General features: G+C 50.8%; 14 protein-coding genes. 8 read left to right on the forward strand and 6 right to left on the reverse strand.

The genetic code is table 11. From position 1 onward, the window contains the following. A partial coding sequence (locus CJP72_RS17995; protein ID WP_162382707.1) for a winged helix-turn-helix transcriptional regulator occupies nt 1-183 on the reverse strand: 183 nt, incomplete at its 3' end. 151 nt (nt 184-334) lie between these two features. Between CJP72_RS17995 and asnA the strand changes: the two genes are divergently transcribed. Further along, nucleotides 335-1,327: an aspartate--ammonia ligase gene (asnA, locus tag CJP72_RS18000; protein ID WP_162382708.1), complete on the forward strand. Its 993-nt coding sequence runs from the start codon at nt 335-337 to the stop codon at nt 1,325-1,327. A gap of 5 nt (nt 1,328-1,332) precedes the next feature. Here asnA and viaA read toward each other — a convergent pair whose 3' ends face one another. Both viaA and ravA read right to left on the reverse strand, forming a co-directional pair. Then, complete coding sequence (gene viaA, locus CJP72_RS18005; RefSeq protein WP_162382709.1) at nt 1,333-2,784, reverse strand: ATPase RavA stimulator ViaA; 1,452 nt, start codon at nt 2,782-2,784, stop codon at nt 1,333-1,335. Beyond that, nucleotides 2,778-4,274 (reverse strand): ATPase RavA, encoded by a 1,497-nt coding sequence (gene ravA / locus CJP72_RS18010; protein WP_162382710.1) that lies wholly within the window; start codon nt 4,272-4,274, stop codon nt 2,778-2,780. The genes viaA and ravA overlap by 7 nt, the downstream gene beginning before the upstream one ends. Nucleotides 4,275-4,495: 221 nt before the next feature. Here ravA and kup point away from each other — a divergent pair, with 221 nt between their 5' ends. The 7 genes from kup to rbsR all read left to right on the forward strand — a co-directional run bounded on the left by kup (nt 4,496) and on the right by rbsR (nt 12,453). Beyond that, a complete protein-coding gene (gene kup / locus CJP72_RS18015) occupies nt 4,496-6,364 on the forward strand; it encodes a low affinity potassium transporter Kup (RefSeq protein ID WP_162382711.1) in 1,869 nt (622 codons plus the stop codon). Between the two features lie 191 nt (nt 6,365-6,555). Beyond that, entirely contained in the window at nt 6,556-6,975 is a 420-nt protein-coding gene (rbsD, locus tag CJP72_RS18020) for a D-ribose pyranase (protein ID WP_162382712.1), read from the forward strand. A 7-nt stretch (nt 6,976-6,982) separates the two neighbouring features. After that, nucleotides 6,983-8,488, forward strand: a complete 1,506-nt coding sequence (gene rbsA, locus CJP72_RS18025; RefSeq protein ID WP_162382713.1) for a ribose ABC transporter ATP-binding protein RbsA — start codon at nt 6,983-6,985, stop codon at nt 8,486-8,488. Nucleotides 8,489-8,493: 5 nt separating this feature from the next. Then, a complete protein-coding gene (gene rbsC / locus CJP72_RS18030; protein ID WP_162382714.1) occupies nt 8,494-9,459 on the forward strand; it encodes a ribose ABC transporter permease in 966 nt (321 codons plus the stop codon). 24 nt (nt 9,460-9,483) lie between these two features. Then, nucleotides 9,484-10,374: a ribose ABC transporter substrate-binding protein RbsB gene (gene rbsB, locus CJP72_RS18035; protein ID WP_162382715.1), complete on the forward strand. Its 891-nt coding sequence runs from the start codon at nt 9,484-9,486 to the stop codon at nt 10,372-10,374. 147 nt (nt 10,375-10,521) lie between these two features. Beyond that, the gene (gene rbsK, locus CJP72_RS18040) at nt 10,522-11,451 is read left to right on the forward strand and encodes a ribokinase (protein ID WP_162382716.1); all 930 of its coding nucleotides are present in this window, start codon (nt 10,522-10,524) and stop codon (nt 11,449-11,451) included. A 3-nt stretch (nt 11,452-11,454) separates the two neighbouring features. Further along, nucleotides 11,455-12,453, forward strand: a complete 999-nt coding sequence (gene rbsR, locus CJP72_RS18045) for a ribose operon transcriptional repressor RbsR (RefSeq protein WP_162382717.1) — start codon at nt 11,455-11,457, stop codon at nt 12,451-12,453. On the opposite strand, the gene mdtD is transcribed toward rbsR, so the two are convergent. The 3 genes from mdtD to CJP72_RS25605 form a co-directional block, all read right to left on the reverse strand. Further along, nucleotides 12,419-13,846: a multidrug transporter subunit MdtD gene (gene mdtD, locus CJP72_RS18050; protein ID WP_162382718.1), complete on the reverse strand. Its 1,428-nt coding sequence runs from the start codon at nt 13,844-13,846 to the stop codon at nt 12,419-12,421. The two genes, rbsR and mdtD, sit on opposite strands and share 35 nt — an antisense overlap. An 11-nt stretch (nt 13,847-13,857) precedes the next feature. After that, nucleotides 13,858-14,562 (reverse strand): FadR/GntR family transcriptional regulator, encoded by a 705-nt coding sequence (locus CJP72_RS18055; protein WP_162382719.1) that lies wholly within the window; start codon nt 14,560-14,562, stop codon nt 13,858-13,860. Nucleotides 14,563-14,593: 31 nt separating this feature from the next. After that, nucleotides 14,594-14,945 (reverse strand): hypothetical protein (locus CJP72_RS25605; protein WP_238340104.1); only part of this gene is annotated, 352 nt, incomplete at its 5' end.

Genomic DNA, 14,945 nt, shown 5'->3' on the forward strand with positions numbered 1-14,945 from the left:
TGGGCTAACGTCAATACGCGCTCCGGTAATGATCCCCGCTTGTTTCATTTTCTCTACGCGAACGTGAATGGTGCCAGGACTGACGCCAAATTGTTTGGCCAGTTCAGCGTATGCCGTACGCGCATTTGCCATTAATGCCTCAAGGATGCCGCGGTCCAGATTGTCGATCTGATAATTTTCCATTGGTTTTTCTTATGTAGATTAGATATTCACTCTATTTTAGCCTCTTATATTAATGAATCAAAACCTAACCAGCCTTTTTGCTTGTTGATTATTGAAAATCACCCGCATTCTGTTGCTTAATCATAACCAACAGGACGCAGGAGTATAAATAATGAAAACCGCTTACATTGCCAAACAACGCCAAATTAGCTTCGTGAAATCCCACTTTTCTCGTCAACTGGAGGAGCGTCTGGGTCTGATTGAAGTTCAGGCACCGATCCTCAGCCGTGTCGGGGATGGCACGCAAGATAACTTGTCGGGCTGTGAAAAAGCGGTACAGGTAAAAGTGAAAGCATTGCCAGATGCCCAGTTTGAAGTGGTGCATTCTCTGGCCAAGTGGAAACGACAAACCCTGGGACAACACGACTTCAGCGCGGGTGAAGGGCTGTACACGCACATGAAAGCGCTTCGCCCCGATGAAGACCGTCTTTCTCCGCTCCATTCGGTCTACGTTGACCAGTGGGACTGGGAACGCGTGATGGGCGACGGTGAGCGTCAATTTTCTACCCTGAAAAGCACAGTAGAGGCGATCTGGGCAGGAATTAAAGCCACTGAAGCTGCAGTGAGCAAAGAATTTGGCCTGGCTCCGTTCCTGCCGGATCAGATCCACTTTGTTCATAGCCAGGATCTGCTTTCCCGTTATCCCGAGCTGGATGCGAAAGGCCGTGAGCGCGCAATCGCCAAAGAGTTGGGTGCGGTTTTCCTGGTGGGGATCGGCGGTAAACTGAGTGACGGGCATCGCCATGACGTTCGTGCGCCGGATTATGATGACTGGAGTTCCGCCTCTGAGTTGGGTTATGCCGGTCTGAACGGCGATATTCTGGTCTGGAACCCGGTACTGGAAGATGCGTTTGAACTTTCTTCGATGGGAATTCGCGTCGATGCAGATGCGCTGAAACGCCAGTTGGCGCTGACCGGCGACGAAGACCGATTGAGTCTGGAGTGGCATCAGGCGTTGCTGCGTGGCGAGATGCCGCAAACTATCGGCGGCGGTATTGGTCAGTCACGCCTGACCATGTTACTGCTGCAACTGCCACACATTGGTCAGGTACAATGTGGTGTATGGCCTGCGCAGGTGCGTGAAAGCGTCTCTTCTCTGCTCTAAGATGTTTAACGCCGCCAGCGTCGCAGCAGGCGGCTACGCATCCCGGTATCAAAGCGCCAGATATGATCGAAAATACGCATGATACCGGGTTTGCCATGTGCGGACATCGCCACGGCATGAAAGCGATGTTGATGCACCCGTTGTAACTCTCCTACTTTACCCACCACATCATCCGGCAGTCGCTGCGCGATAAAATCTGAAATTACCACAGCATCTGCGTCAAACCATTCCCTGCCTTGCATGCGCTCAATAATGGCGCGAAAACAACTGGCAATATCCGTACCGCCACGAAAACGCTGGCTCAAGAAACGGATAGCTTGCTCAATACCTTCCCGGCCAGACAGCTCGTAGCGCACTACTTCTGTAGAAAACAGCATGATGAAACAACGACGGTTATCGGCGAGCGCAATACGCATTAGCGCCAGACAGAATGCCTTCGCACACTGTTCATTAAACCCGCCCATTGAACCGGAGGTATCCACGCAGACGATAAACGGGCCGCGGGGTTGTTCGTCGAAATCCTGATGCACCACCGGACGTTCAGTGATTTTCTCGCGCCATGCTTCACCGTGAAGTCGATAGGTGAGCAACTGTTTTTCCACCAGCCGCCGGTAGAATTCATATTCCAGTTCAGTGATGCCGAGCGTCGCCAGTTCTGGTGGGAGTAAACGCAGAATGTCGTCGCTTTGCTGAATGCCATCCACCTGCTCTGGCACCGTGGAGGGTTCGTGTACCATTGTGCGGAACGTTTCCATCGGCGCATCTTTACGCGGTACTGATTTGGCTTCCCGCGAACGGCCTAACTGTTCCGCCAGTTTTTTGAGCTCGGGCTGTTCAGTTAGAAAATCGCCGTACTTAACAATTAACTGATAATCCCCACGTTTGAGCTGGCCAGCACTCATGTCCCACAGACGTCCTGCTGCGGTGTCGTTTTCCGCCAGTACCGGTTCCAGTTGTCCACTCAGTGTCAGACGTTCCTGAACTTCACTGAGCAATTGTTCGCGTTCTTCCTCCAGCATCTGCTGGTTTAAGGTGGTGGCCTGGACCACGAGACTCAAACGCCAGCGTTGTAGAAAAAGAGTGTGTAAAGAAGGGGTGAAGACGCTATTGCTGTCCACCAGTTGTTGCGCCTGCCCGGCGTAGGGAGAGTGCAACCGATGCAGCAGCGTTAATATTTGCGGTAGCTGTACAATAAATTGCGGTGTAGAGAGAAGCTGGCTTTGCTGATAGCTCATCACCTCTTCCGTCAATTCAGGAGGAACAAGCGTCTCTTTAATTCGGCTACGTAACGCCTCGCGCCAGCGTGGCAAATCATCGGTAATCGCATTTTTTAACCGGGGGTATCTTTCAAAAAATACCGCCAGTTTTGGTGATGCAATCAGCGCGAGGATCACCTCTTCGACGATCCACTCTTCGCTGACCGCCAGCATGATATTGAGCATATCAAGGGTTAGCATTGCAGTGCCTGACGAATTTGAGTGCCTACATCCTGCAGACTGGATTCGATACGACCTAACCAGTCGCTATGGATAAAGAGACATTTTTGTTGTTCGCTAAACAGGTTGTGCTGCTGATGCCAGTCATTGTCCAGCGCTTCCAGTTGTTGTTTGATTTCGCTGGGCATGTTGTCTTCGGATGAGCCAGGGAGTGCCAGGCGGGTACCCTGTAAGCTGATGTCGCGAACCACTAAATGCTGGTCGCTGTCGACTTCCATATTCAGCGTTTGGGCAAAACCGATCCCATTCAGTTTGCCCCGGATCTCGCCACTTTTTGCCAGCCACTGTTCCAGAGCGCCACGATCAAACGTAATGTGGATCACTTCCATATCGTGTAGCTTCAACGGCTTTTGCAGTAGCAGTGTCAGAGTGGTGGCACTGATTTCTGGCGGCAGATCGTAATGCGGGCGACGACTGAACATGCCTCCCAGACGTACAACCGTGAACGCAGTTTGGTCACTTTGCTGCTGTTGTATTTGAATCCTGCGTTGCGTGATACCCCCCAGGCGCGTCAGCATTGCCTGCTGTTGCCAGGAGTGGCTGGTCATCAATATTTCCAACTGTTGCTGCATCAGATTCAGACTTTGTACGTCGTACCACAGGCAATCCTTCAGCAGAATCAGGTCGATAGGCGCGACCGCTTCGCGGCCGCTGAAGAAGGCGCTGGCCTGTAACAGGCGAATGGCTTTTTTCCAACGTCGATCAGAGACATAGGGGGCATTTGGCAGCGTATCAAGCTGTTGGCGCAGGGTAAAAATCAGTTCAAATACGTGATCGGGCAGCGAAATTGCGCCAATGTCTTTTTGCCACTGGTTATATTCTTCATCGGTAACCTGAAGCGAAGCTGGAACGGGATTTTCACTTTCATCCTGCTGGCTTATTAGCATTGAGCGGAAATTGGCTTTGTCCTGCACTTTATCCAGCCACAGACGGATCAGCATACGGTCATACAGCGCTTCAAGACTGCTGTCTGCTTCTGGCAGTTCGTTAGACGCTGCCACCAGCAGGCGCATGGGGATTTTTTCTTCGTATGCGCCGTTGCGAAAATGACGTTCGTTGATGGCGGTCAGCAATGTATTGAGGATCGCCGGACCGGCTTTCCAGATTTCGTCCAGAAAGACGATTTCAGCTTCGGGAAGATATCCGGCGGTTAATCGCTCATAGCGACCTTCATCTTTTAACGCCTGAATAGAAAGTGGACCAAAGACCTCTTCAGGCGTGGAAAAACGTGTCATCAGATATTCAAAGGCTCTGGCGTGCTGAAAAGCATATTTGAGGCGACGGGCAATCAGGCTTTTGGCAATACCTGGCGGTCCCAGTAAAAAAACGCTCTCTCCGCTCAACGCGGCCAATAGGCACAAACGTACGGCATGGCTGCGTTCATAAAGTCCCTTTTCCAGTGCACTGCTCAGACGGGAAATTCTTTCCGCTAATAAATGTGGGTGAGCCATAATAGAGTGGCGTCCTTTCATCAGTTGTACCATGTAAACAGCGAGTATAGACGTTTCGCTCCAGGGGCATAAATAGACTGAAGCGCTGTTTCATTTTCTTTGCGCCAGATTAATCTGCCGCAATTTAGGGGTACGATTTTGCGATTAATCGTGCATACTTGCGCTTTTTTGTGGGCCAAGGGACTACGCACACATTTCATATATAAACGAAAGACTAGTCTATGAGCACTGATAATAAGCAATCATTGTCTGCGATTACCCTCGCGGCGATTGGGGTGGTCTATGGTGATATTGGCACCAGCCCGCTTTATACGCTTCGTGAATGTTTGTCCGGTCAGTTTGGATTTGGCGTTGAGCGCGACGCTGTTTTTGGCTTTCTGTCGCTGATTTTTTGGCTGTTGATTTTTGTTGTCTCCATCAAGTATTTGACGTTTGTCATGCGTGCAGATAACGCTGGTGAAGGCGGGATCCTGACACTCATGTCGCTAGCCGGGCGGAATACATCGGCAAGAACAACATCCGCATTGGTCATTATCGGGCTGATCGGCGGGAGTTTTTTCTATGGTGAAGTGGTGATCACTCCAGCAATCTCAGTCATGTCGGCGATTGAAGGTTTGGAAATCATTGCGCCGCAGCTCGATACCTGGATTGTCCCGCTTTCTATTATCGTCCTCACCCTGCTATTTATGATTCAGAAGCATGGTACCGGGATGGTGGGTAAGCTGTTTGCACCAATCATGCTGATTTGGTTCCTGGTGCTTGCCGGGCTGGGTTTGCGCAGTATTATTGCCAACCCAGAAGTGTTACAAGCTTTAAATCCGCTGTGGGCTGTGCATTTCTTTCTGGAATTTAAAACCTTATCCTTTATTGCGTTAGGCGCTGTGGTGCTCTCTATTACCGGTGTCGAAGCGCTGTATGCCGATATGGGCCATTTCGGTAAGCTCCCTATCCGTCTGGCGTGGTTCTCCGTGGTATTACCTTCGCTGGTGCTGAACTATTTCGGTCAAGGGGCGTTGTTGCTCAAGCACCCGGAAGCTATCAAAAACCCGTTCTTCCTGTTGGCGCCTGATTGGGCGTTGATTCCGCTGCTGATCCTCGCCGCGCTGGCGACGGTTATCGCTTCGCAGGCCGTCATCTCTGGCGTTTTCTCATTGACGCGCCAGGCTGTACGCCTTGGTTATTTGTCGCCAATGCGTATTATCCACACTTCAGAGATGGAGTCGGGTCAGATCTACATTCCTTTTGTAAACTGGATGCTCTACGTCGCTGTGGTGATTGTGATTGTCAGCTTCGAGCACTCCAGCAATCTGGCGGCGGCGTACGGTATCGCGGTGACGGGAACAATGGTATTGACGTCAATCCTCTCTACCACCGTAGCGCGCAAAAATTGGCACTGGAACAAGTACTTCGTCGCGCTGATTCTGGTGGCGTTTCTGTGTATTGATGTTCCGCTGTTCTCGGCGAACCTCGATAAACTGCTTTCAGGCGGTTGGTTGCCATTAAGCCTGGGTCTGGTGATGTTTACTATTATGACGACCTGGAAAAGCGAGCGCTTCCGTTTACTGCGGCGTATGCATGAGCACGGTAACTCTTTGGAAGCGATGATCGCCTCTCTCGAGAAATCACCACCGGTCCGTGTGCCGGGCACCGCAGTGTATATGTCGCGCGCACTGAACGTTATCCCGTTTGCCTTGATGCATAACCTCAAACATAACAAGGTACTGCATGAGCGGGTTATATTGCTGACATTGCGCACGGAAGATGCGCCGTACGTGCACAACGTGCGTCGTGTGCAGATTGAGCAACTGTCGCCAACCTTCTGGCGAGTGGTGGCCAGTTACGGCTGGCGCGAAACACCGAACGTTGAGGAAGTTTTCCACCGTTGTGGCCTGGAAGGATTAAGTTGCCGAATGATGGAAACCTCTTTCTTTATGTCACACGAATCGTTAATCGTCGGAAAACGACCGTGGTATCTCCGTTTGCGCGGCAAACTGTATCTGTTGTTGCAGCGTAATGCGCTGCGTGCGCCGGATCAGTTTGAGATCCCGCCTAACCGGGTTATTGAACTGGGTACCCAGGTCGAAATTTAAACCTCATAACGCCCTCTTTCATGATGAAAGGGGGCGTTTTGTTTACCCCTTATCAGATTTTTTCTTCGCCATGATGTGGTTTGCGAAACGTTTCGATGTTGATCACATTTCAGTAACCTCAAGGTGGTTATCTGAGCGTTATTGCGACTAAACTTATGGTCAGCGAAACGTTTCGCTAGTGGAGCAAGAAAATGAAGAAAGGCACGGTACTCAACTCTGAAATTTCATCGGTGATTTCCCGTCTTGGGCACACCGATACGCTGGTGGTTTGCGATGCAGGCTTACCGGTTCCGCGCAGCACAACCCGTATCGATATGGCATTAACGCAGGGTGTTCCTTCGTTTATGCAGGTACTGGGCGTGGTGACGGCAGAAATGCAGGTCGAGTCGGCCATTCTCGCGACGGAAATCAAACAACATAATCCGCAACTCCACGAAACGTTGCTCAAACACATTGAGCAACTGCAACAACACCAGGGAAATACCATAGAAATTCGTTACACCACACACGAACAATTCAAAAAACAAACCGCAGACAGTCAGGCGGTCATTCGCAGCGGAGAGTGTTCTCCGTACGCGAATATTATTCTCTGTGCTGGCGTCACTTTCTGAGGCCATCATGGACGCATTACTGCAACTCAAAGGGATCGATAAAGCGTTCCCGGGCGTAAAAGCGCTATCCGGCGCCGCGTTGAATGTTTATCCAGGCCGTGTCATGGCGCTGGTAGGCGAGAACGGCGCAGGTAAATCCACCATGATGAAAGTGTTAACCGGCATCTACGCACGTGATGCGGGTTCTTTGTTGTGGTTGGGAAAAGAGACCACCTTTAACGGCCCTAAATCTTCTCAGGAAGCTGGTATCGGTATTATCCACCAGGAACTGAACCTGATCCCACAACTCACTATCGCCGAAAACATTTTTCTGGGTCGTGAGTTTGTGAATCGCTTTGGCAAAATTGACTGGAAAAAGATGTATGCCGAAGCCGACGTTCTGCTCTCAAAGCTCAACCTGCGCTTTAAAAGCGACAGGCTGGTGGGCGAATTGTCGATTGGCGATCAGCAGATGGTGGAAATCGCCAAAGTGCTGAGTTTTGAATCCAAAGTCATCATTATGGATGAACCAACGGATGCGCTTACCGATACTGAAACGGAATCTTTGTTCCGCGTGATTCGGGAATTGAAGTCGCAGGGCCGCGGGATTGTCTATATTTCTCATCGTATGAAAGAAATCTTCGAAATTTGCGATGACGTGACCGTTTTTCGTGACGGACAATTTATTGCCGAACGTGAAGTGGCCTCGCTGACTGAAGATTCTCTCATCGAAATGATGGTGGGTCGTAAGCTTGAGGATCAGTATCCGCGCCTGAATAACGCGCCGGGAGAGGTCCGCCTGAAAGTGGATAATCTGTGTGGTCCTGGCGTGAATAATGTTTCTTTTACGCTGCGCAAGGGCGAGATCCTGGGAATTTCCGGCTTGATGGGCGCCGGACGTACCGAACTGATGAAGGTGCTGTATGGCGCGCTACCTCGCACCAGCGGCTATGTCACTCTCGACGGTCATGAAGTGGTGGCGCGTTCGCCACAAGACGGCCTGGCGAACGGTATCGTCTATATATCTGAAGACCGTAAGCGTGATGGCCTGGTGCTCGGCATGTCGGTGAAAGAAAACATGTCGTTGACCGCGTTGCGTTACTTCAGCCGTACCGGTGGCAGCCTTAAACATAAAGATGAACAACAGGCGGTCAGTGATTTCATCCGCCTGTTCAACGTGAAAACGCCGTCGATGGAACAAGCTATTGGCCTGCTGTCCGGGGGTAACCAACAGAAGGTGGCGATTGCTCGCGGTTTAATGACGCGTCCAAAAGTGTTGATCCTCGACGAGCCGACCCGTGGCGTGGATGTGGGCGCTAAAAAAGAAATTTATCAGCTTATTAACCAGTTTAAGGCCGATGGCCTGAGCATCATTCTGGTCTCATCTGAGATGCCAGAAGTATTAGGCATGAGCGATCGCATTATCGTCATGCACGAAGGGCATCTCGGCGGTGAATTCACTCGCGAGCAGGCCACCCAGGAAGTGTTAATGGCTGCCGCTGTGGGCAAGCTTAATCGCGTGAATCAGGAGTAAAAAAGATGACTACCCAGGCTGTTTCTGGTCGCCGTTATTTCACCAAAGCGTGGCTGATGGAGCAGAAGTCGCTCATTGCCCTGCTGGTGCTGATAGCGATTGTTTCCACGATGAGTCCTAACTTTTTTACCGTTAATAACCTGTTCAACATTCTTCAGCAAACCTCGGTCAACGCCATTATGGCGGTGGGGATGACGCTGGTTATTCTGACATCGGGTATCGATTTGTCTGTCGGTTCTCTGTTGGCGCTTACCGGGGCCGTTGCGGCGTCTATTGTCGGAATTGAAGTTAATGCGTTGGTGGCCGTTGCCGCAGCCCTGGCGTTGGGTGCTGCCATTGGTGCCGTGACTGGGGTGATTGTCGCGAAAGGTCGCGTTCAGGCGTTTATCGCCACGCTGGTGATGATGCTGCTGCTGCGTGGCGTCACGATGGTGTATACCAACGGTAGCCCCGTGAATACTGGATTTACGGATAATGCCGATCTGTTCGGCTGGTTTGGTATTGGTCGTCCGTTGGGCGTCCCAACGCCGGCCTGGATTATGGGTATTGTCTTCCTTGCGGCGTGGTACATGCTGCACCATACCCGTCTGGGGCGCTATATCTACGCGTTGGGCGGTAACGAAGCCGCAACGCGTTTGTCTGGCATCAGTGTCAGCAAAGTCAAAATTATCGTCTATTCATTATGTGGTCTGCTGGCATCACTGGCGGGCATTATCGAAGTGGCTCGTCTTTCATCAGCGCAACCCACGGCAGGTACGGGGTATGAACTGGATGCCATCGCCGCAGTCGTTCTGGGCGGCACCAGCCTTGCGGGTGGTAAAGGACGTATTGTTGGGACATTGATCGGCGCACTGATCCTTGGCTTCCTCAATAATGGTTTGAATTTGTTAGGTGTTTCCTCCTATTACCAGATGATCGTCAAAGCGGTGGTGATTTTGCTGGCGGTACTGGTAGACAACAAAAAGCAGTAACAACGACTACAGGACATCTTAAATATGAACATGAAAAAACTGGCTACCCTGGTTTCTGCTGTTGCGCTTAGCGCCACCGTGAGTGCGAATGCGATGGCAAAAGACACCATTGCGTTGGTTATCTCCACTCTGAACAACCCGTTCTTTGTCACTCTGAAAGAAGGGGCTCAGAAAGAAGCCGATAAACTGGGCTATAACCTGGTCGTACTGGATTCACAGAATAACCCGGCAAAAGAGCTGGCGAACGTGCAGGATTTAACCGTACGTGGCACCAAAATTCTGCTGATCAACCCAACCGATTCTGACGCGGTAGGTAATGCGGTGAAGATGGCTAACCAGGCCAAAATTCCGGTAATCACCCTGGACCGTGTAGCGTCGAAGGGCGAAGTGGTCAGCCATATCGCTTCAGATAACGTGCTGGGCGGTAAAATTGCGGGTGATTACATTGCGAAGAAAGCGGGTGAGGGAGCTAAAGTCATTGAACTGCAAGGGATTGCGGGAACTTCCGCTGCGCGTGAGCGTGGTGAAGGCTTCCAGCAGGCCGTTGCTGCACACAAATTCAATGTGCTTGCCAGCCAGCCTGCTGACTTTGACCGTACCAAAGGCTTGAACGTAATGCAGAACCTGCTGACCGCGCATCCGGATGTCCAGGCCGTATTTGCTCAGAATGACGAGATGGCGCTCGGTGCGCTGCGTGCTCTGCAAACCGCAGGTAAATCTGATGTGATGGTGGTTGGATTTGACGGCACACCGGATGGCGAAAAAGCGGTAAATGATGGCAAACTGGCTGCGACCATTGCTCAGTTACCGGATCAAATCGGTGCTAAAGGTGTTGAGACCGCTGATAAAGTGCTGAAAGGTGAGAAGGTTCAGGCTCAATATCCGGTTGACCTGAAGCTGGTCATTAAGCAGTAATAAGCGATTCAGGCAGTTTACTGCCTGATGGCGACATAAATACGCCATCCTCAGAAGGTACAAACATTCTGAAGATGAAAGCGTAAAAAGAAAAGCAGGGCACGCGCCACCCTAATACGGTGGCGCACTTTACTGGACATTCCGAACATGAAAACCGCAGGCAACCTCGTTGTTCTTGGTAGCATTAATGCTGATCACATCCTTAACCTAAAATCCTTTCCAACCCCAGGCGAAACCGTAACAGGGAATCACTATCAGGTGGCTTTTGGTGGAAAGGGTGCCAATCAGGCGGTGGCTGCGGGTCGTAGTGGTGCAAATATTGCGTTTATTGCCTGTACGGGTGATGACGACATTGGCGAAAGTGTTCGCAAACAGCTAGCCAGTGACAACATCGATATCGCGCCGATTAGCGTGATCAAAGGTGAAGCAACGGGAGTGGCGCTGATATTCGTCAATGGTGAAGGTGAAAATGTTATTGGCATCCATGCAGGTGCAAATGCGGCGCTGTCGCCTGAGCTGGTGGACGCACAACGCGAGCGCATCGCCCAGGCATCCGCTTTATTAATGCAACTGGAGTCTCCCATTGAAAGCGTTTTGGCAGCGGCCAAAATTGCCCATCAGAATAAAACCATCGTGGCTCTTAACCCGGCGCCTGCTCGTGAACTTTCCGACGAACTGCTGGCGCTGGTAGATATTATTACGCCGAACGAAACGGAAGCAGAGAAGCTGACCGGTATCCGCGTGGAAAACGATGACGATGCGGAGAAAGCTGCTCAGGCGTTGCATGCCAAAGGTATTCATACTGTATTGATAACGTTAGGAAGTCGTGGTGTCTGGGCCAGTGTGGATGGAGACGGTCACCGGGTTCCTGGTTTTAAAGTCGACGCTGTCGACACGATTGCAGCCGGAGATACTTTTAACGGCGCGCTGATTACCGCAATACTGGAAGAGACTCCGTTGCCTGAAGCCATTCGCTTTGCGCATGCCGCTGCCGCGATTGCGGTAACGCGTAAAGGTGCGCAGCCCTCTGTTCCGTGGCGCGAAGAGATTGAGGCGTTTTTGGGTCAGCAGAGGTAACGCTTGGCTACAATGAAGGATGTTGCCCGCGTGGCGGGTGTTTCTACTTCGACAGTCTCTCACGTGATTAATAAGGATCGCTTTGTTAGCGAGACCATTACCGGGAAAGTTGAAGCAGCGATTAAAGAATTAAACTACGCGCCTTCTGCCCTGGCGCGTAGCCTGAAATTAAATCAGACCCGCACCATTGGTATGCTGATCACGGCCAGTACAAACCCTTTTTATTCAGAACTTGTTCGCGGCGTTGAGCGTAGCTGCTTTGAGCGGGGCTATAGCCTGGTGTTATGCAATACCGAAGGCGATGAGCAACGTATGAACCGTAATCTGGAAACGCTGATGCAAAAGCGGGTCGATGGTTTACTGCTGCTTTGTACAGAAACGCATCAGCCGTCGCGTGAAATCATGCAACGCTATCCTTCAATTCCAACCGTTATGATGGACTGGTCCCCTTTTGATGGTGAAGGCGAAAGCGATCTGATTCAGGATAACTCGCTGTTAGGCGGGGATTTAGCGACCCAGTACCTGATCGATAAAGGTTTTACTCGTATCGCGTGTATTACCGGGCCGTTGGATAAAACACCGGCGCGTTTGCGACTGGAAGGATACCGGACAGCGATGAACCGTGCCGGGCTGACTATTCAGGATGGTTACGAGATCACGGGTGATTTTGAGTTTGGCGGTGGGTTTGAAGCGATGCAAACACTACTGTCATATAAAGAAAGGCCGCAAGCGGTCTTCACAGGTAATGATGCAATGGCCGTTGGTGCTTATCAGGCGTTATATCAGGCAGGATTACGTATTCCACAGGATATGGCGGTGATTGGTTATGACGACATTGAACTGGCGCGTTATATGACGCCACCGCTCACCACAATTCATCAAGCCAAAGATGAGTTGGGCGAACTGGCCATCGATGTGTTAATTCATCGTATGGCTCAGCCCGCATTACAACAGCAGCGTTTGCAGCTTACTCCGGTTTTGATGGCGCGGGGGTCGGTGTAGAGGTGTGCCGTTCTTTGATCAGATTGCGACCGTCTTTGGTTTTTAGCAACATGAACATGAGCGCGGATATCACGGTAATCACGCCCATGGTCATAAAAGTGTAATGGAACTGCTCAACTGTGTTGGTGCCTTCCATACCTTCGTAAATGCGCAGCACGGCGGCGCTGACGGCGACGCCTAAACTGATAGACAGTTGCTGTGTGACTGCCAGTACGCTATTACCGCTACTGGCATTGTCATCGGTCAGATCGGCAAGCGTGATAGTGTTCATGGCGGTAAATTGGGTAGACATCGCCATCCCCAGCACAAACAGCGGCAGAATCAGCATCCACATTGGCATTGCTGGCGATTGCAGGGAGAACTGAGCAATCATCAGGCCGATAAATACGGTAATACCCACCAGAGTTTTCCGGTATCCAAGGCGACCCAGCACCTGCGTAACGGTCGATTTAGCCAGAATGGATCCCAACGCTGTCGGTGCCATCATACAACCGGCAATTAGCGCAGGATAACCGAACCCCACCTGCAGCATGAGCGGCATTAAAAAAGGAACACAGCCCGTACCCAGGCGCGTTGCGAGATTTCCTGCAATACCGACAGAAAAGGTCCGTGTATTGAAAATAGGCAGGGCGATTAAAGGGGTAGGATGGCGGCGGGCATGGCGAATATATGTCAGTAGCAATATAACACTGCACGCAATAATGCTCAGCGCGATCCAGCTTGCGACAATCTTCTCGCCAAACAACTCCATTCCACTGGAAAATAACACCAGGCTCAAACCAAAAAGAAAGAAGCCGGTCATATCGAAGTTGCGACGTGGCGTCGTAAAGTTAGGCATGTATTTACGTGCATACAAAATACCAGCCACGCCAATTGGAATATTAATCAGGAAGATCCAGTGCCAGCTTGCCCAGGTTACCAGTACTCCCCCCAGCACGGGACCGAGGATTGGACCGACCAGGCCTGGCATTGTGACGAAGTTGAGCACAGGGAGTAGTTCACTGCGGGGATATGCCCGCAATAATGCCAGACGGGCGACCGGCATCATCATTGCGCCACCGATCCCTTGTATTACGCGAAAAATGACTAATTCGGTTAACGATCCTGAAAGCGCGCATGCCAGAGAGCCTAGCGTAAATAAACCAACGGCAATCATAAAAATGCGGCGAGTGCCAAAACGGTCTGCCAACCATCCACTCACTGGAATCAACATTGCGACCGTTAGGGTGTAGCTGATAATGGCAGACTGCATCGCCAGCGGGGAACGGTTAAGGCTCTGCGCTATAGCGGGGAGGGCAGTATTAAGGATCGTGGCATCCAGGGCTTGCATAAAAAAGGCCATGGCTGCTATCCACGGTAACCCGGCCATACTGCGCGCTTTTTTTTCTGACATTCAGTATCTCGTTATTTGTCTGGTAGCTCGTTTGGCGCAATGAGTAATGCCTTACAAGCTTTGAAGGCGAGGTCGCCATCGCTTTTTTCTATCGCATCGACAATGGCCTGGTGCAAATCAAGCTTCACCACGTCGTTATGGGTAATAGAGGTAAAGTAGGTGTGGTAGACAGAATGGAATAAGGTCGCAAAAGAAATAAGAAAGGGATTAGCACTCATCTCATAGATGTGCTCATGCCAGGCCATATCGACCTCAACCCAGCGCTCACGCTTAAAGTTCTTTTTCAGCGCGACCATCTCTTCCATTAATGTGCTCAGATATTCTTTCTGTTCAGCTGTACCAATTGTTGCTGCCAATAAACATGCCTGAGGCTCCAGACTAATGCGCATCACCAGAAAATGTTCAATAACCTGATGGACGTTTTCTTCTGTCATCCACCAGGTGAGCAATTCCTGATCGAGAAAATTCCAGTTTGCCTGTGGCATCACCCGCGTACCAATACGCGGACGTGGTAAAACCATACCTTTGGCGGTTAAAGTTTTCACGGCTTCACGCACTGCAGTACGGCTAACGCCAAATTGTGAACCTAACTCTATTTCACCGGGTAGAATGGTGCCCGGGGCGTATTCACCTTTTAATATTCGCTGCGCCAGCTTTTCGGCCAGAACATAGGACAGATTTTTCTGTGCGGCTAACTGTTGTGCGCTTAAAGGCATGAATGGTTTTCCTTTCTCGAATTCTCACTCTTTAGTATGCCACCAGGAAGTGTGATTGCGGCTGCAAAAACGACAAATTGCTTATTTTGTGGCACCTTAATGTCTGTTTTGGTGAAAAAAGAGACAATTGGAAGGTTATTTTAAATTTCCGCTTGTCAGCCGGAAATAACTCCCTATAATGCGCCTCCACTGACACGGAACAACGGCACGCAAGCCGCCGGGTCAGCGGGGTTCCACTGAGAACACCGGCAGAGAAAGCAAAAATAAATGCTTGACTCTGCAGCGGGATGGCGTAATATGCACACCCCGCGCCGCTGAGAAAAAGCGAAGCGGCACTGCTCTTTAACAATTTATCAGACAATCTGTGTGGGCACTCAAAGTGA

Origin of the sequence: Citrobacter sp. NCU1, from assembly GCF_010231475.1 — a bacterium.
Taxonomy (GTDB): Bacteria; Pseudomonadota; Gammaproteobacteria; order Enterobacterales; family Enterobacteriaceae; genus Citrobacter_D.

Excerpts from the sequence above, each read along its gene's own strand:
- CJP72_RS18055 (WP_162382719.1), bottom strand. The coding sequence starts at position 14,562 with ATGCCTTTAAGCGCACAACAGTTAGCCGCACAGAAAAATCTGTCCTAT.
- mdtD (WP_162382718.1), bottom strand. The coding sequence starts at position 13,846 with ATGTCAGAAAAAAAAGCGCGCAGTATGGCCGGGTTACCGTGGATAGCA.
- rbsB (WP_162382715.1), top strand. The coding sequence starts at position 9,484 with ATGAACATGAAAAAACTGGCTACCCTGGTTTCTGCTGTTGCGCTTAGC.
- kup (WP_162382711.1), top strand. The coding sequence starts at position 4,496 with ATGAGCACTGATAATAAGCAATCATTGTCTGCGATTACCCTCGCGGCG.
- asnA (WP_162382708.1), top strand. The coding sequence starts at position 335 with ATGAAAACCGCTTACATTGCCAAACAACGCCAAATTAGCTTCGTGAAA.
- rbsD (WP_162382712.1), top strand. The coding sequence starts at position 6,556 with ATGAAGAAAGGCACGGTACTCAACTCTGAAATTTCATCGGTGATTTCC.
- viaA (WP_162382709.1), bottom strand. The coding sequence starts at position 2,784 with ATGCTAACCCTTGATATGCTCAATATCATGCTGGCGGTCAGCGAAGAG.
- ravA (WP_162382710.1), bottom strand. The coding sequence starts at position 4,274 with ATGGCTCACCCACATTTATTAGCGGAAAGAATTTCCCGTCTGAGCAGT.
- rbsA (WP_162382713.1), top strand. The coding sequence starts at position 6,983 with ATGGACGCATTACTGCAACTCAAAGGGATCGATAAAGCGTTCCCGGGC.
- rbsK (WP_162382716.1), top strand. The coding sequence starts at position 10,522 with ATGAAAACCGCAGGCAACCTCGTTGTTCTTGGTAGCATTAATGCTGAT.
- rbsC (WP_162382714.1), top strand. The coding sequence starts at position 8,494 with ATGACTACCCAGGCTGTTTCTGGTCGCCGTTATTTCACCAAAGCGTGG.